Raw genomic sequence first — 17,625 nt, forward strand, 5'->3', positions numbered from 1 at the left:
AATGTCCGACTTTTTGTTGCAAGTCCAGTCTGACGGGGGTACGCAATCTGGACAAACAGGAGCTTTCTATGCCATTTCTACCTATATTGTGGTAAAAAGTAAAACTCCAATTGATGCTCCTGTAATTACCAATTAATTCGTGATAAAAGCTGTTAATAAATAATAAAGCCGGCTATCTTTAAAGTGATGCTGGCTTTCTCTTAAGAAAATATAACTGCTATTAATCAACTTTTAAACTATAGGTTTCTATGGCATATTTACCAATTTCCAATTGAGGTGAAACTGGTACAGGGTTTTCTTCAATAATGTTGGTATGATGATAAGATTTAATATCAAAATAAGAGGATAGATTCACTGTTTCCGTACTACCCTCTACATTATACATCCTTGTAATAAAATCTACAGAATCTTCTGCTTTTTTAATAGTAGTTATGATAATATTGTCCGCATCAATAGAGAAGAAACTTAAATTTTGCGGTAAATAAGGTTTTGCTGTTGTAATAGGGTTTACAACCACTTGAATGGGCTCATTTTCCTGTTTGGCTATTTTTTTGCCTTCAACGCTACCTTTTTTTGTGGAAGTTAATACGTTATGATAAAAATGGTCACCACCTTGAGAATATTCGTTGCCCTCCCAATGGCAAGACCTTCTACTTGCCAACAATAAATTCTGTAAAATTGTGGTATCCGTTTGTTCTGTTGGGTCTTTCCAATCGGCAGTCGAGACAGAGGAGCTTAAGGTTACGGTCATATCGTCATCAGTAGCCGAAATCCAGTCTATAATACCTCTAGGGCGAACGTTTTTACAAAGAGGCGTATAAAAGTCCCCAGCAGTTTCAATTTCGTCTTTCCCAACCTTTACATTTCCAAAAGGCACCTCGTAAGCTACCTCGGGGTTATCCATATTTATGGGAAATGCAGTTCTAAATTCTCGATATAACTTGCCATCCCAATTTCTTAAACTGTTATTAAAATATATACGTTTTAAATCGTGGTAAACAGTAATATCTTGTCTTACTATGGTGTGTAAAATGGGTTGTTCCAGCATGTATTTTGTGTAGACGGAACCATGTTCTATAATTTCCCATTTTGGGTTGTGTTTACTCACATGGTCGAAATCTTTCATGGTGGGTTGTTGCACATCTGAAAACTCGCCAGCTCCGGTTCCTACAGATTCCATAGTAAATATTTCGCCTACTTTAAAAGTGTCATTCTTAAATAAGTTCTTCTTCAAAACTTTATCATAAACCTGTGCAATACCACCGTCTTCAAAATCAATTTTGTAATAGGGGTTTTCGTATTGGTTTGTATTGCCATTGGTTTTTGTATTGCTTTTTGAATTAGCCTTATTCTGAAGGTAATATGTAGCATATCCTATCGAGGGGACATTGGCTATAAAAGTGATGACTGCACTTTTAAGACTGCCATCTGAATAATATTCTGGGTTACTGATTTGAGAACGAATTTGCTCTTTTTTTGAAGTGACTACACTAACATTAAAAAAGGAACCTTTCGAGAATTGAACCTTAGTCGTAACGGGGTCAATCCTATCCCATGATAAACTATTGAATAAAACCAAAGGCATGCCTAACTTATCGTTTTTCTTAATTTTGGACGAGATAAAGTTGATACCCCTATCTAAAAGTTTTTGCCCCATAACTCTAGATTTTACCAAATTAGCCTTAAACAGATTGTCGGTGACGTCGCCATCATGACCACCCCAACCGTGGTCTGGATATATTTTGGCTTGCCACGCTTCATCAAATTCCTCGAAAGGATAAGGTATTTTAGCAGGGTCTAATTTATTGGCAATGGCTAAGAATTTTTCTGCGCCTGGTAATAATTTTGAACCTTCTCTACTAGCGGTTAAAGCTTCGTGATGACCTGCGCCATGGATATATACCCACACATTTGGGCGTTCGCCAATAATGGTATCTACTTTTGTAGCGTGTTTCTCTGCAAGAGGCATGTACTCATCAACCGTCATTAATTCCATTGGAGGTAAATGGATGTTTTGAGTTTCGCCATCTTCGGTTTTTATCGATTCAAATGAATTCCAAGCCTCGATATAGTCAGAATAATCGATAGCAGGTAACATATCTTGGCTAGAGAGTAGTGGTGTTTGTATTTTGTCAGTATCAAAGTTCTTTTCCCAAAACATAATTTGTTCTGCACCGTATTTTATTTTGTCTTTCATTTCTCCGCGTCTTAACATGGTTTCATCAACACCATAATGTCCGGGAGAATAGGCAAAAACAGAACTACCATCAGGACTAGCCCAATGAAACATGCCACGTGCATGACGACTGATGACCATATAATCTACGCCAGCCTTTTTCAATATTTGCGGCAATTGTAAGGTTTTCCCTGGCACATCAACATTCCAATACACTTTAGAATCGTATCCGCCAAATGTCTTCTTTACCCATTTTTTACCTAGATACAATTGGCGTACTTGGTCTTCCGCATCGTACATATCTTCGTAGGGACAGTTGTATGAGGCTCCAACCGATATAAGTTGCTTATTTAAAAGCGTGGTTATTTTTTCTTTTGAATCGGGATTACGGTTCAAATATTCCCTTAACATCAGCCCATCTTCTATATCAAACCCATAATCATCCCTAATAAATGCATCTCTAATAACAGGTTTTAATAGCATGGTATCTCTGAGAATAATACATACTTCAGGTCTATTAACCCAGGCAATATCTTGGTGGCTAGAGTTCATGATGGACACTTGACCATTTTCGTATGTTTTGTCAAAAAAGGCATCATAAGTATCATAGAATTCAGGCCGATAAAGTTTTGTTAAGGTAGCACGCCATTCATCTTTATATTTGCAATTGTGATGTAAGAGGTATGGCCCTTGGATATCAGTTGTTGTGATGGTACCATCATTATTTTCAAAAAGTATGGTCATGGTTTCATTACCATAACTAATGGAAAAACTGGTTTTAGGTGCTTGAATTTTAAAAGAAGCCTTTGCTAGTTCTCCAACAATTTCAAATGTCTTGGTTGAGCTTTTAACACCATCACTGGTTACAAACACTTTTTTACCAGCAAAATGTGTTGGGGCGTCAACGTAAAGAATACCGTTTTTTTCTTTTAAGTCAAAGGACACGCCATTAAGGGCTAACTTCGTAGTGTATTCAACGGCGTCATTCGCCATAAAAATCATTGCCCAAGCATTGTCGTTTTTTCTATGACCTTCTATCGTAACTTTTGCTGATTTACCCTTCTTTAAAAAAGAAGTGGGTACTGTTAATCTCATGGCACCGTAACCGTCGCCATTACCATCACGTTTTACCAAAATGAATTCAACATCACTTTTGAAAACTGGGTCTGTTATTTCTAAGACCCCTTCTTTGTTAGGTTTAAACGTAAGTAAAAAATTGCCATTAACGTGGATATTAAAATGGTCTCTATGTTTTAAAGATAGGTTACTTATCATGAAAAACGTTACGGTATCCTCATTGTAATCTACAGGAACTTTACCGGTAAGAAATGCAATGGGATCGTCGTTACTGTTAGAGCGTGTAAAGAGTGATGCATACAAGCCTTCTCTAATACAACCATAATTTCCAAACTCTCTACCACTTAAAGGTTTGGTATAGCCTTCGAAATCATTTTTACAAACATTATAAAGCTTATAGTTGGTGTTAAGCTCTTGAATATGACTATTACTATTACCTTCGTGGAAATAAAGAGAAGGATTTTTGTCAAGGTGATTAGCATTAGCGCTAATTGTTAGACTAAGACAAATAATGATAATTAACCGCATAGTTTAGTATTATTTTTTTAAGTTTGCATTGCACTAAATCGGTTTAGTTTTCAAATATATCAAAAAAATCATTTAAATTGACTGTTATTTGTTAAGTTTATGAACCTATAATTCAATAGGTATCCTTCATAGGAGACCCTTTTGTATAAAAAAAGCTGTTAAGGTTGGTACAACCCTAAGAAGTGGTGATTACAACCGTTTTCCTAGCATCCGATGAGGCACGATTTATAACAGGAAAAGATATAATTATAGATGGAAGCTTAACGACTTTTCCTCGAAATTTTGAAAATTAAACACTTATAAAATGCAAAAAGCTTTAAAAGGCGTAAAAGTTTTAGACTTTTCTCAATTACTACAAGACCCTTATGCCACCCAAATGTTGGGGGATTTAAGTGCTGATGTCATTAAAGAGGAATGTAACGGGACTGGAGATATTTACAGAGGAATGACCTTTTTCAACAAATGGATTGCAGGCAATGAGTTGCCTTGTTTTATGGCATGGAACAGGAATAAACGCTCGTTGACCATTGATATTAAATCTGAATAGGGAAAAGCGATAATTTATAAACTTGAAAAGGAAACAGATGTTGTTGTAGAAAACTTCTGTTTCGGTGTCATGAAACGGTTGGGCTATGGCTATGACGATTAAAAAAAAAATAAATCCTAAAATCATTTACTTTTCTGTCAGTGGTTGGGGTGCCGATGGCTCTTACATGTCCCGCCTAAGACAAGATTTGTTGGAGCAGGCTGTTAGTGGTGCCATCATGACGAGTGGAAAAGTCTCTGACGGGCCAGAAGGATTATGAACTAAGGAGATGGGTGAAGTCTGTAGGGACAGAAAAAGAGGTTTTAACAAATGATTAATTCAGTTGTAACAAAACGATGGTTAAAAAAACATATCATATCACTATCGATAGAAGTTTTTAAGTGTAGTTTTGTCAATTATAGGGGTAAAAGGATTAAGGTAGAGCTACCAAAACGCAGTTATCATGTTTCTTAGTTTAGAATAAACAAGGTCAAGAGTCAATATAATTGTTTATTTTTTTTAATCCAAATCAAGGTAATTAGTATAAATTTAGAAAGGAATAAAGAAAGTGCGGAATTCGCTTAACTTACAAAAGGTATTTAAAAGAACGTCAAGCATTAGTTTAAGTAACGGTAAAATTAAAAATAAATCAATTACAGCAGTTATCATGTTCAAAACTAAATTATTATACACTATAGTTTTATTGCTTTGTTTTAAAGGTTTTGCACAGGATCTTCATTTTGAGCATTATAATGAAACCCAAGGCTTGTCTCATAATTCGGTTAGAAGTATAGTACAAGATGAAAAAGGTTTTTTATGGCTAGGCACATTTGGAGGCGTAAACCGTTTTGATGGTTATGATTTTAAAGTGTTTACAGCCAAGGAAGAAACTTCAAACCATCTTAATAGTGATGATATATTACAAATAATATCCGATGATAAATCTAATTTATGGATTGCAACAGACAATGGCTTAACGAAATACAATATACCAACATCTACTTTTAAAACTTTTCATGCAAACCCTCAAGATAAATATGCTTTAGTAGACAATAGAGTAAGATCTATATATATTGATGAATCCCAAAGAATTTGGGTAGGAACTTTAAATAACGGGTTATGTTATCTAGATACTACTACCAATAAATTTCATAGGGTAGATTTAGGAGAAATAGATAATATAAGAGGGATAACCCAAACACATGACGGAAGAATTTGGGTAACTAGTTTTACAAATGGAGTGTATAGTTTTTTTTTAGATGATTTTGGTAAAGTAGCAGATTTACAAAATTATACCTTATTTCCAAATAGTATTACAGAAAAGAATTCCAATGCTTATTTTGTGTTTGAAGATAAAGCATATAATATTTTTGTAGGAACTAGAGAAGGACTGTTTAAGCTAGATAAAATTAATAATAAGTTTAAGCTTATAAAAGCAAATACACTTAGTAGTTATTTTAGATGTTTTACCAAAGGACCAAATGGGAGCTATTGGTTTGGTACGTCTAACGGAATTATTCAATGCGCTTCAATAGAAGACTTTATTAAAGGAAAGTTTAAGCAGCATACTACCGATTTAAACAACCCCAATTCACTTGTAAATAATTACATTATATCCTTGTATTTTGATTATTCTGGTGTGCTTTGGATTGGTACAGAAAATGGACTGGAAAGCTTAAACCCATTTGAAAATCAGTTTAAAGCTTTAGGACTAAATTTTACAGGAAACAATCAAATCCCAATTATAAGTTCTTTTGCAAAAACATATAACAATAACCTTTTAATTGGTACCCATGCCAAAGGTTTGTTCTTGAATAAAAACGACAGTTTTGAAAAAGTACTCGATAACTATACTCATGTAAGCAGTATTTACACAAAAGACAATATGGTGTTTTATATTGGGTTGTGGGATGGTGGCGTTGTAGAATATAATTATAAAAATAATAAACAAAGAAAACTAAATGTAGGTTTTGTTAATTCGCCAGTGTTTGCTTTTTATAAAATATCAAACCATGAGATTTTAGTAGGCTCACAAGGTGAAGGGCTTGTAAAGTTTAATTTAAAAACAGGAGCGAAGCAGTTTGTGAAAAACAATAACCCTAAATTTAAGGATATTAATAAAATAGTGTATTCAGAAACGCAAAACTTATTTTGGATAGCCACAGAAGAAGGCGTTTTTAGTTATAACATGCAAGCAAATACCATAGAACAATATGTATGTAGAGACCATAAAAAGGGGCTATCAAACAACAAAGTAAAAGATTTGTTTTTTGATAAAGAAGGACGTTTATGGGCAGGAACTAGAGAGGGGCTAAATTATTATGACCCTTCAACCAATAACTTTGTACACCAAACCGTACCCAAGGAATTGGCAGACGATTGGATTACAGACATAACCACAGATAGTTTAGGTGTTATGTGGTTAAACTTAAATTATAATAAAATAAGTAAATACAATCCTAAGAATAACGACTACAAAACATTTTATGTTAATAACGGGGTACGTTCAAATTTATTTAATAAACGTGGTTTTTTACATTTTAACAATAGAAAAATATATATCGGAGGCAATAAAGAAATCATACTATTCGATCCTCTAAATATAAAAGAAAACAAAAACGCTCCAATTCCTGTAATATCCGAATTTAAAGTTAGTAATAACAACATTAACCCCGGAGAAAAACATGGAGAAGTTGTCGTTATAAATACAGATATAAATTTTTCCAAACAAGCTCAATTAAGTTATAATAATAGAAATTTTACAGTAAAATTCTCTATACCGTCTTATGTTAATCAACGACAAAATACCTTTTATTATAAACTAGAAGGTTTAGATAAGCAATGGAATAAAACGGGCAGCGGTTCTCGTGCTATACAGTATGCAAACCTACCTCCTGGTAACTATAATTTAAAACTTAAAGCAACCAATAATAACGGGTATGAAAGTAAAGTGTCAAGCTACAGTATTAAAGTACTACCGCCTTTTTGGCTCACTCCTCTCTTTTTTATATTTATTTTAATACTAATTATTATTGCCGCATATTTTTTAAACAATCAGTTAAAAAACCGAAGACTATTAAAGGAGGAATTGCTTTTTGAAAGAGTAAAACGAGAACGTGATGAAAAGTTGAATAATGAAAAACTCCGATTTTTTACCAATATATCACATGAATTACGAACACCACTTACCCTTATTTTAGGACCAGCAAAACAGCTAATAAACAATCAAAAAGATGGTTATACTTTAAGTCGGGCTAATTTGGTATATCAAAATGCCAATCGTCTGTTAAGGTTGGTAAATCAAATTTTAGATTTTAGAAGAGCAGAAACAGGCGAACTAAACCTTAAAGTAGCAAAAACAGATGTTAGTGAACATGTAAAAAGTATATGCAATTCCTTTACAGAACTGGCGCTAGAAAAAAGCATAAGTTTAAACCTGAATATTGAAAACGAAGCGTCGCTTATTTGTTGGGTAGATATCGATAAGTTTAGTAAAATTTTATACAATCTACTTTCAAATGCTATAAAATTTACCGATTCGAACGGAAATATAGATTTGTTTTTAGGTCTAAAAGATAATGATTCTAAAAAACTAATATTGGAAGTTAGTGATAATGGTATTGGCATACCAGAAGAGAGTCTGGAAAAAATATTCGATAGGTTTTATCAAGCCAGAAATAGTAGAGAAAGTACCACGGGAACCGGAATAGGGCTCTCTTTAGTTAAAGCACTGGTAGATATACATAAAGGCGAAATTAAAGTTAAAAGCTTACCAGGAAAAGGTAGTGTTTTTACAGTAGAATTACCAGTAAGTAAAAAAGCATATAACCATGATGAACTATTTAATGCTGTAGAAACTAAAAAAATAGTACAAACAGTAAACGAACATACCACTATTAAACAGCAAAAAATTACTGAATCTTATCAAATAGGAGAAAAGCCTTTGCCAAACCTTCATGTAAAACAAAAGATTCTTGTTATTGAAGATAATACAGAACTTAGAGATTATGTTGTGCAATATTTATCTACTTATTATAAGGTTTTAGAGGCTAAAAATGGGCAGGAAGGTCTTGAGATTTGTAATAAAGAAAAACCTGTTTTGTGTGTGGTTGATGTTATGATGCCTGTAATGGATGGATTTGAATTTGTTGAAGCCTTAAAATCTAACGAAGATATTAGCCATATTGCTGTAATACTTTTAACAGCTTTAGCCGAAAACGAAAACAGAATAAAAGGTTATGCTATAGGAGTAGATGGTTATTTAACAAAGCCGTTTGACCCAGCTTTGTTAAAAACACGTATTGATAATATTATAAAATTACACTTTGATCTAAAGCAACGTTTTTCAGGGGAAGTAGAAGGCGATATATTAACATTAGCACACTCTCAATTAGATATAGATTTAGTTTCTAAAATAAAAGAAATTATTGAAAATAATATGAGTTCTTCCAAACTATCACCAAATTTTATTGCTGAAGAAGTAGGTATGAGTACTTCAAAATTATATAGAAAAATTAAACAACTTACCGATTTAACACCTTATGAATTTATTAGAACTATTCAATTAAAAAAGTCGGCACAATTATTAAAAACCAAACGATATAATGTTTCAGAGGTTTCAGATATGATAGGTTTTAATGACCCCTTTTATTTTAGTAAAGTATTTAAGAAACAATTTGGTTATAGTCCTAGTAAACTTTTAAAGTAAATCATTCTACTGTTTTACTGCACATTTAGTCTATATATGCCTTATTATGCATTTAAAAAAGTACTTTTGCTAAATATAAATAGTTGTATAGTTCATGAAAAAAAAGACAACAATATATGATATAGCAGAAAAATTAAACCTAACAGCAGCAACAGTTTCTAGAGCTTTAAACAATAACCTCAAGATAAGTGAAAAGACAAGAAAACTAGTGCAAGACACTGCAATTGAAATGAACTATGAGATAAACACCCTTGCTAAAGCACTAAAAAGCGGTAAGAGTTTTAATGTAGGAGTTATTGTTCCGCGTATGGATAGTAACTTTTTTGCTTCAGTCATTAGAGGTATAGAAGAAGAATTACATTCTAAAGGATACCATGTAATAGTATGCCAAACACATGATGAAGAAAAATTAGAAATTGAAAATATAAATTCCTTGTTAAATGCTCAAGTTGATGGTATTTTAATGTCTATTACCAACGCAAAAAGCAAAGACAAAGTATTTGATAGTTTAGCCAAAAAAAATGTACCGTTAATATTTTTTGATAGGAGAAAACAAATTCCTGGTGTTAGCTCCGTAACTATAGATGATTTTAATGGAGCTTACGAGGCGACAAAGCACTTAATAAATCAAGGTTGTAAATGCATTGCCCATATTTCGAACGACAGAGAATTAGAAATTTTCAAAAATCGTTTCTTAGGATACAAACAAGCATTAATTGATCACGGTCTTGAGTTTAATGAAAATTTCGTAATAGAATCTAGAAGTAGAGTTGAAGAAGGTAGAAGGACAATGAAACAATGGTTAGCTATGGAAACCCGTCCAGATGCCATTTTTTCATCAAGTGATTTTTCTGCACTGGGTGCTATTCAAGTAATACGAGAACATGGTCTTAAAATACCAGAAGATATTAGTATTGTAGGTTTTAGTAACGAGCCTTTTACTCGCTTTATGGAACTTTCTATTTCAACAGTAGACCAGTCTCCTATTGAAATGGGAAAAATAACTGCCCAAGTGTTTTTAGAAGAGGTAAGCAACGGAGATAAAATAAAGTCTGAAAAACATGTTGTTTTAACCCCTGAATTAATAATAAGAAAGTCTTCCTTAAAAACTCCAATATCTAAGTAAACTTGATTATTTGTATCTCTTTATAAAGAAACGCCTCTTTTCCAAGGAATAAAATCATTTTGATTTAATATTTTAGCCTTAGTTTGAATTTCACCACTGGCAACCTTAATAATAAACTCTAACATGTCATCAGCCATTTCTTCTATGGTTTTCTCACCACGTATCACTGCACCTGTTTCAATATCTATAATATCAGGCATCTTCTTTTTTAGTTCTGTATTTGACGATACCTTGATTATTGGTGCTATAGGATTTCCTGTGGGTGTTCCTAAACCAGTGGTAAATAAAACAACATTTGCTCCAGAGCCTACTAACCCCGTAGTACTTTCTACATCATTTCCAGGCGTACATAATAAATTTAAACCTGGTTTATTTATATATTCACCATAATCTAAAACGGCTTCTATTGGAGATGTTCCTGCTTTTTTAGCTGCACCAGCAGATTTCATTGCGTCTGTTATAAGTCCATCTTTAATATTGCCAGGAGATGGGTTCATGTCAAAACCTGAGCCGGCATCAACAACAGATTTTTCATAAGCTTTCATAAGCTTTAAAAACTTATCACCATCTGCATCATTAACGCATCGATTTACGAGTTCCTGCTCTACACCGCATAACTCTGGAAATTCAGCCAATATTGCTGTGCCACCCAAAGCTACCAATAAATCGGATACAGCTCCTAATGTTGGATTAGCAGAAATACCAGAAAACCCATCAGAACCTCCACACTCCAGCCCTACCCTTAATTTGGATAAAGGAGCTGGTTTGCGTTTAATTTTATTAGCTTTTTTAAGGGCTTCAAAAGTATCTTTAATAATAGTAGATAACATTTCGTCAACCGTTCCTATCTGTTGTTGCTCATAAATAAGAATGGGTTTATTTAGGTTGGGATTTATATGGTTTAGAGCATCCTTAAAAATACTTATTTGTAAGTTTTGGCAACCTAAGCTCAATACTGTGGCTCCTGCCACATTAGGGTTATTTATATAACCTGCCAATAATTTGGCTAAACTTTGAGAATCTTGTCTTATACCTCCACACCCTCCTGCATGTGTAATAAACTTCACATCAATATTATCAAACACATCGGTGGATTGTTCTATGGATGAAGTTTTATTATTACCACTTACTAACGAACGTAACAATAATTGGTGTGGGTCTACTTTTTGTTTTGTAAGTTCTTTCTCAAAAATATTTTTTAAAATTTCTATATTTCTATTTTCACAAAACACTAAAGGAAAGAACAGCCAAACATTTTCAGTTCCCACTTGTCCGTCTTCTCTATGATAGCCCATAAATGTCCTTCCTTTCCATTTATCGATATTGGGAGCTTTCCATTTAAAAACATCAGTTCTACCAGTTACCTTTTCACTTTGGTGTTTTACATTTTTAGTGGTTAAAACTTCTCCTTTTTTAATGTTTCTATTAGCTGATCCTACTAGAACACCGTACATAATAATTCTATCACCGGTACTAAAATTTTGCAAAGCTAATTTATGCTTTGACTTAATATCTGTGAGCACCTTAATATCTTCTCCTTCAAAAGAAATAATTTCTCCAGCTCTTAAATCTACTAACGCAACAGCTATATTATCAGTTACGTTAACTTTAATAATTTTTTTTTGCATTTTAATATTTGTGATAGTAGTAATTTAAAAATTTAGTACTGTTTAGTGTAATTAGCAAAGCCAACTTCAATCCCGTTAGTATCAATTTCTTCAAGAGCTAAAGCTATGGCTTTTGATAGCCCATCTACTTTTGTTAAATCTTCATCCCAATAGTTTTTATTAGAAAGTACCTCTTTGGCTATTTGCTGATAATTGTTAGACGTCCATATTTGTGCAAAATTTCTAATAATATCGTCACTATCTTGTACGGGTAATTTTTCACCATTCCAAGTACCTTTATAAAAACGAATTAAACTTGCAAATGCATAAGTTAAATTTGTTGGTACTTTGCTGTGAATTTTCACATAGCCTAATAAACTGGGTAATACCCTAACCTTAAATTTTGAAATGGAATTTAAGGCTATACTTGACAAATTATGAATAATGAAAGGATTCCTGAAGCGGTCAAAAATTTCTTCAGCAAAATTATTAAGTTCATTTCGATCCATATCAAGAGTATCTATAATTTCATTAAAAACGGCCTTTTTAATAAAGTTGCCAGTAAAATGGTTATCTACAGATTGTTTTACCGTTCTGTTTCCGTAGAGGTAAGAGAAAGGAACCATTGCAGTATGTGCTCCATTTAAAATTCTAACCTTTCTAGTTCGGTAAGGCTGCATATCGTCAACAATCTTAACATCCAAATCTGTTTTATGAAATGGCAATTTAGATTTCAACTCGTCGCCTCCTTCAATAACCCACAACAAGAATACTTCAGCAGCAACTATTAAATTATCCTGATAATCTAATTGAGCATTATAAGTTTCAATTTCATCTTTTGGGTAACCAGGTACAATTCTATCTACTAAAGTGCTATGAAATGAATTGTGCTTTAAAATCCAGTTTTTGAATTCATTACCTAAGTTCCAGTCTGAAATATACTTTAAGATAATTTCTTTTAACGCTTCAGAATTGTGGTTAATAAGTTCGCAAGGGATAATGGTTAAACCTTTTTTGGCATCACCATTAAAATGCTTAAACCGTTCATAAAGTAAAATAGTTAATTTAGCAGGAAACGAACTTGGGGGTTCCATTTTAGGGGTATCACTAGCAACATAAGCAATACCTGCCTCTGTGGTATTTGAAATTACAAACTCTAATGCTTCTTCTCTAGCTACACTTAAATAACTTTTGAAATCTGTATAAGGATTTACTCCTTTTACAATATTAGTTATTAGTTCTTTTTCTTGAATTTCTTCACCTTTTTTCACACCTTTCATAAACAAGGTATACAATCCATCTTGATTATTTAACATCTGAACTAACCCCTTATCAATTGGTTGAACCACAGCTATACCAGCATTAAAATTTGCTTTTTTATTTAGTGCTTGTATGGCATATCCAATGAAGGCTCTTAAAAAGTTACCTTCACCAAATTGCACTATTTTAATGGGATACTTTTTTTTTAATCCCATATTTTGTCTTGTTAGGAGAGCTTTTTGGTTTATTTTTTTGTTCATTATTATCTAATTTTTTTTTGAAATAGTATCTTTATATGGTTATATGTCAAAATAATTTTTGGCATTATAGTAACTAATGTCGGCTACAATTTTTCCTAACCATTTCATTTCTTCTTTGGGTAGCTCGCCTTTTTGTACTTCTTTTCCTATTAAATTACAAAGAATTCTACGGAAATATTCGTGTCTAGGAAATGACAGAAAGCTTCTAGAATCGGTTAACATTCCTATAAAACAGCTAATTAGTCCCATATTTGAAAGGGTGTTTATTTGTTTTTCCATACCATCTTTTTGATCTAAGAACCACCACCCAGAGCCCCATTGAATTTTACCTTTTGTACTGCCATCATTAAAGTTGCCTATCATGGTTGCCATAACTTCATTATCTGCGGGGTTGAGATTGTAGAGTATGGTTTTTGTTAATTTATTATTATGGTCTAGTGCATTTAAGAATTTAGATAATTTAAGGGCTTGGGGGAAATCACCAATAGAATCCCATCCAGTATCTGGACCTAAAATTTGGTACATACGCATATTATTGTTACGTAATGCACCTAAATGAAATTGCTGTACCCAACCAAATTCATGATATGTTTCGCATAAAAATAGCAATAAGGCACTCTGAAATTTAACTATTTCTTTTTTTGAAATGTTTTTATTGGACAGTTTTTTTTGAAGTATAGCGTTGACTTCTGGTTCTGTAAAATTTTCAAAGTAGATTTGTTCTAAACCATGGTCGCTCAATCTACATCCGTTATTATGAAAATATTGTATGCGGTTTCTTAGGGCTTCACATAATGTTGAAAATGTATTAATCTCAACGTTTGATGCCTGAGATAATAATACCAGGTAGTCATTATACTCATCTGCATTAATATATATAGATTTATCTGGCCTAAATGCGGTGCTTACCTTTATTTTAAAGTTATCTTTAGCCAATTGTTTGTGATATTTTAAACTATCAGTGGGGTCTTCAGTAGTACATATATATTCAGCATTAACTTTTTTTAATAACTCTTTACAACTGTAGTTGCTAGAGTTTAGTTTTTCTTGTGTGATGTTCCATATTTTTTCAGCCGATTTTTCATTTAGTAAATCATAAATATCAAAATATCTGGCTAATTCTAAATGCGTCCAATGGTATAAGGGGTTACGTATAGTATAGGGTACTGTTTTAGCCCAACTTAAAAATTTATTCTTATCTGAGGCGTTGCCTGTAATAAAAGTTTCGTCAATACCCAGTGTGCGCATAGCGCGCCATTTATAGTGGTCGCCATTTATCCAAACCTGTGTTAAATTTTCAAAGATCTTGTTTTCTGCTATATGTTGAGGAGGTAAATGGTTGTGGTAATCTATAATAGGTGAATTTTTAGAATAATTATGATACAACTCTTCAGCGTATTCATTTTCTAATAAGAAATTATCATGTATAAATTTTGAATTCATTTAATAAGGATTATTGAAGATATTTAAAAAGAGTTATTTATAATATTAAATAAGGCGACACAAATCGTGTTACTTTAAATGTTTAAAACAATAAAAACTAATTTGGTTTTGTTATTACATTAAACTATAGTATTATTTAAATTGGAAATAGTAAGATGTAATTTTGTCTTATAATGTAATCGATTACAAAAGTATACTAAAATATCATTAAATAAAATTTTAAGAAGATTTTACTCTAAAAAGTAATAATATTAGGTATTGTAATTTGCCACTAAAATTAATAGTTTGAAAAATGATATATGAGTGCTTAAAATGATAAAATAATTACACAGTTAATAGCATCCACTTATTTATTAGTTGTACATTTAAATTGTTTTAAATGTATTAGTTGGAGGCTTGAATAACTAATACTAATGAATAATTACATGTTTTTGACTAGATTTTACAGTTAAATTTCATAAAAGTATAAGATTTTGCACAATAAAATTTTTTTAAAAAAACTAAATATGAAATCAAATATTTCTGTGGTGCCAGCTAAAATGTTGTTGCCATTTATTTTAGTGACCTCTCTTTTTGCACTTTGGGGTTTCGCTAATGCTGTAACCGACCCCATGGTACAGGCTTTTAAAAAAGTTCTAGAGCTTTCAAACTCACAAGCTGCTTGGGTTCAAATGGCATTTTATGGAGGGTATTTTTGTATGGCATTACCGGCTTCAATATTTATGCGTAAATATTCTTATAAAACCGGTATCTTAATTGGTTTGGCATTGTATGCTGTTGGAGCTCTTTTGTTTTATCCAGCGGCCACCACAGAGGAATTTTGGTTCTTTTGTCTTGGTTTATATATTTTAACTTTTGGTTTAGCGTTTTTAGAAACAGCCGCAAACCCATATGCTTTGGCAATGGGACCAAAAGAAACTGCCACACAGCGTTTAAATTTAGCTCAAGCATTTAATCCTGTGGGGTTAATACTAGGCTTATTTGTAGCTCAACAGTTTGTGCTTAAAAATTTACAGTCTGATGATATTGAAAATTTCTCTTCACTTGACGCAGCTTCTAAAATATTAATTAAAACTTCAGATTTACTTGTAATTAGAAATCCGTATGTTATTTTAGGTTTAGTACTTATTGGCGTTTTCGTGCTGTTTTTGGTAAGCAAAATGCCACAATCTAAAGAAGAGGGAAGCCTACCAAGTATTAAAGAAACGTTTAAAACTTTAGCTAAAAATAAAAACTATACCCTAGGGGTTTTAGCGCAAATTTTATACGTGGGGGCGCAAATTATGTGTTGGACATACATATATCAATATGCCGAAGGTATTGGTGTAGATAGCGTTACAGCAGGCTACTACCAAATGGTAGCGTTTATATTATTTACTGTGGGAAGAGCTGTGGGCACTTACATGTTGAGGTTTATTGGTTCTGGAAAATTATTAATGTTTTTCGCATTGTTAGCCATTTCTTTGGTGTTAGGAACTATTTTTATTCAAGGAAGTTTTGGCTTATATACACTTGTGGGAGTATCCTTTTGTATGTCTTTAATGTTTCCAACGATTTACGGTATTGCTTTAGGAGACTTAACAGAGGAGCAATCTAAAATAGGGTCTGCAGGTTTGGTTATGGCTATTGTTGGTGGTGCCTTAATGCCTAAATTACAGGGTATGATAATAGATTTAGGTGGCAATGGCGTTACAGATACGCAAATTTTAGGGGTGTCTGAAGTAAATTTTTCCTTTATACTTCCTTTATTCTGCTTTATATATATTATGTGGTATGGGGCTTCTGTAAATAAACATTCTAACTAATTACATAATTTAAGGTTCTGCTAGAGAGTTTAGGTAACGCAGTTACTTTTTAGGTTTTATTTATAAAAACTACCAGAAACCAAGAAAAAACACTTGTACAAATTAAAGAAATCAGAAAAAATATTTAAATAAAAAATAGAAGGTATAATGTCATGGGGAGTGAAATTTAACTGCTTTGTGCCCACTTTTTTCTATAAGCCTTCGGAGTTAAATTTTCATATTTTTTAAATTTAGAATTAAAATGTTGAATACTAGGAAAACCCGATTCAAAAGCAATATTCCCTATAGTCATATGAGGTTTATCTCTTAGTAGGTTTTTTGCATGTCCTATTCTGTATGCATTAAGGAAGTCAATAAAAGATTTTGAAGTTTTCTTTTTGAAATATCTACAAAAAGCGGGTTTTGATAAGTGAGCTATTCCTGCAATGTCATCAAGTGTTATTTTGTTTTTAAAGTTCAGGCGTACATATTCAAAAATATTATTTATTACTGTGCTATCTCTACTTTTTAAGTTAGGCTCATAATGGAGATTTGTAAGCGGAATGTAATCTTTTGTTTCCGTAAGCAAACAAAATAATTCAAAAACAAGAGTCCATTTTCTCAACCCAGATGTTTTACTAATTTCAATAAGTTTGGGCGTAACTTGGGCACTGAATTTTTTTGAAAATAAAAGTCCTCTATCTGCTTTTTTTAATAGTATAGATAACGCATGTAATTCTGCTGAGTTTTTAAAATTAGTATCTGTTAAATCCTTGGAAAACTGAAGTACTACAGCTTTAGCTCCTTTTTGATTACTTTTAAAATCAGTTCTATCACTTTCCCATAAATGAGGTAATCCAGAACCTAATAAAACCAAATCTCCATTAGTAAATCTAGATATGTTGTTCCCTACATATCTAGTACCGTTACCTTCTAGTATTAAGGTTAGCTCTATTTCTGGATGAAAATGCCAAGGGTGGTTAAAGTATGGCAATTCTAAATATTCGCAATGAAAAGTATTTGCATAATCAAATGTTATCTTAATAAGTGATGCTTTCATAAAATTTATGGTATCCAATCTTTACAATATTACATTAATATAAATGTATTAATTTATTTTTTAAGTATAA

At 32.4% G+C, this 17,625-nt stretch carries 10 protein-coding genes and 1 pseudogene; 6 read left to right on the forward strand and 5 right to left on the reverse strand.

Features of this window, described 5'->3' with window-relative positions; all coding sequences use genetic code 11:
• The first annotated feature begins 1 nt into the window (after position 1).
• Positions 2–136, forward strand: coding sequence for a hypothetical protein (locus BWZ22_RS16995; protein ID WP_256371280.1), 135 nt, complete (start codon positions 2–4; stop codon positions 134–136).
• A gap of 84 nt (positions 137–220) precedes the next feature.
• Here the strand turns inward: BWZ22_RS16995 and BWZ22_RS09975 are convergent, their stop codons facing one another.
• Positions 221–3,781: a glycosyl hydrolase-related protein gene (locus BWZ22_RS09975; RefSeq protein WP_076699734.1), complete on the reverse strand. Its 3,561-nt coding sequence runs from the start codon at positions 3,779–3,781 to the stop codon at positions 221–223.
• 376 nt (positions 3,782–4,157) lie between these two features.
• On the opposite strand from BWZ22_RS09975, the pseudogene BWZ22_RS17015 reads away from it, so the two are divergent.
• The 4 genes and pseudogenes from BWZ22_RS17015 to BWZ22_RS09995 all read left to right on the forward strand — a co-directional run bounded on the left by BWZ22_RS17015 (position 4,158) and on the right by BWZ22_RS09995 (position 10,141).
• Positions 4,158–4,430, forward strand: a pseudogene (locus BWZ22_RS17015) (CoA transferase).
• Positions 4,420–4,587 carry a CoA transferase gene (locus BWZ22_RS17090; RefSeq protein WP_371326826.1) on the forward strand — a complete coding sequence of 56 codons (168 nt, stop codon included), beginning with the start codon at positions 4,420–4,422 and terminating at the stop codon, positions 4,585–4,587. The pseudogene BWZ22_RS17015 and the gene BWZ22_RS17090 overlap by 11 nt, the downstream one beginning before the upstream one ends.
• Positions 4,588–4,974: 387 nt before the next feature.
• The gene (locus BWZ22_RS09990) at positions 4,975–9,015 is read left to right on the forward strand and encodes a two-component regulator propeller domain-containing protein (RefSeq protein WP_076702409.1); all 4,041 of its coding nucleotides are present in this window, start codon (positions 4,975–4,977) and stop codon (positions 9,013–9,015) included.
• Positions 9,016–9,109: 94 nt separating this feature from the next.
• Entirely contained in the window at positions 9,110–10,141 is a 1,032-nt protein-coding gene (locus BWZ22_RS09995; RefSeq protein ID WP_076699738.1) for a LacI family DNA-binding transcriptional regulator, read from the forward strand.
• Positions 10,142–10,161: 20 nt separating this feature from the next.
• Here BWZ22_RS09995 and BWZ22_RS10000 read toward each other — a convergent pair whose 3' ends face one another.
• From BWZ22_RS10000 to uxaC, 3 genes are all read right to left on the reverse strand, one after another.
• Positions 10,162–11,769 (reverse strand): UxaA family hydrolase, encoded by a 1,608-nt coding sequence (locus BWZ22_RS10000; protein ID WP_076699739.1) that lies wholly within the window; start codon positions 11,767–11,769, stop codon positions 10,162–10,164.
• Between the two features lie 32 nt (positions 11,770–11,801).
• Positions 11,802–13,223: a tagaturonate reductase gene (locus BWZ22_RS10005; RefSeq protein WP_157607946.1), complete on the reverse strand. Its 1,422-nt coding sequence runs from the start codon at positions 13,221–13,223 to the stop codon at positions 11,802–11,804.
• An 84-nt stretch (positions 13,224–13,307) separates the two neighbouring features.
• Complete coding sequence (gene uxaC, locus BWZ22_RS10010; protein ID WP_076699742.1) at positions 13,308–14,711, reverse strand: glucuronate isomerase; 1,404 nt, start codon at positions 14,709–14,711, stop codon at positions 13,308–13,310.
• Between the two features lie 506 nt (positions 14,712–15,217).
• Here uxaC and fucP point away from each other — a divergent pair.
• Complete coding sequence (fucP, locus tag BWZ22_RS10015) at positions 15,218–16,516, forward strand: L-fucose:H+ symporter permease (protein ID WP_076699744.1); 1,299 nt, start codon at positions 15,218–15,220, stop codon at positions 16,514–16,516.
• A gap of 166 nt (positions 16,517–16,682) precedes the next feature.
• Here fucP and BWZ22_RS10020 read toward each other — a convergent pair whose 3' ends face one another.
• Positions 16,683–17,555: an AraC family transcriptional regulator gene (locus BWZ22_RS10020; RefSeq protein ID WP_157607947.1), complete on the reverse strand. Its 873-nt coding sequence runs from the start codon at positions 17,553–17,555 to the stop codon at positions 16,683–16,685.
• Positions 17,556–17,625 lie beyond the last annotated feature (70 nt).

This window comes from Seonamhaeicola sp. S2-3 (assembly GCF_001971785.1).
Lineage (GTDB): Bacteria > Bacteroidota > Bacteroidia > Flavobacteriales > Flavobacteriaceae > Seonamhaeicola.

Coding starts and splice junctions, on each gene's coding strand:
- BWZ22_RS16995 (WP_256371280.1), top strand. CDS start 2: ATGTCCGACTTTTTGTTGCAAGTCCAGTCTGACGGGGGTACGCAATCT.
- BWZ22_RS09975 (WP_076699734.1), bottom strand. CDS start 3,781: ATGCGGTTAATTATCATTATTTGTCTTAGTCTAACAATTAGCGCTAAT.
- BWZ22_RS17090 (WP_371326826.1), top strand. CDS start 4,420: ATGACGATTAAAAAAAAAATAAATCCTAAAATCATTTACTTTTCTGTC.
- BWZ22_RS09990 (WP_076702409.1), top strand. CDS start 4,975: ATGTTCAAAACTAAATTATTATACACTATAGTTTTATTGCTTTGTTTT.
- BWZ22_RS09995 (WP_076699738.1), top strand. CDS start 9,110: ATGAAAAAAAAGACAACAATATATGATATAGCAGAAAAATTAAACCTA.
- BWZ22_RS10000 (WP_076699739.1), bottom strand. CDS start 11,769: ATGCAAAAAAAAATTATTAAAGTTAACGTAACTGATAATATAGCTGTT.
- BWZ22_RS10005 (WP_157607946.1), bottom strand. CDS start 13,223: ATGGGATTAAAAAAAAAGTATCCCATTAAAATAGTGCAATTTGGTGAA.
- uxaC (WP_076699742.1), bottom strand. CDS start 14,711: ATGAATTCAAAATTTATACATGATAATTTCTTATTAGAAAATGAATAC.
- fucP (WP_076699744.1), top strand. CDS start 15,218: ATGAAATCAAATATTTCTGTGGTGCCAGCTAAAATGTTGTTGCCATTT.
- BWZ22_RS10020 (WP_157607947.1), bottom strand. CDS start 17,555: ATGAAAGCATCACTTATTAAGATAACATTTGATTATGCAAATACTTTT.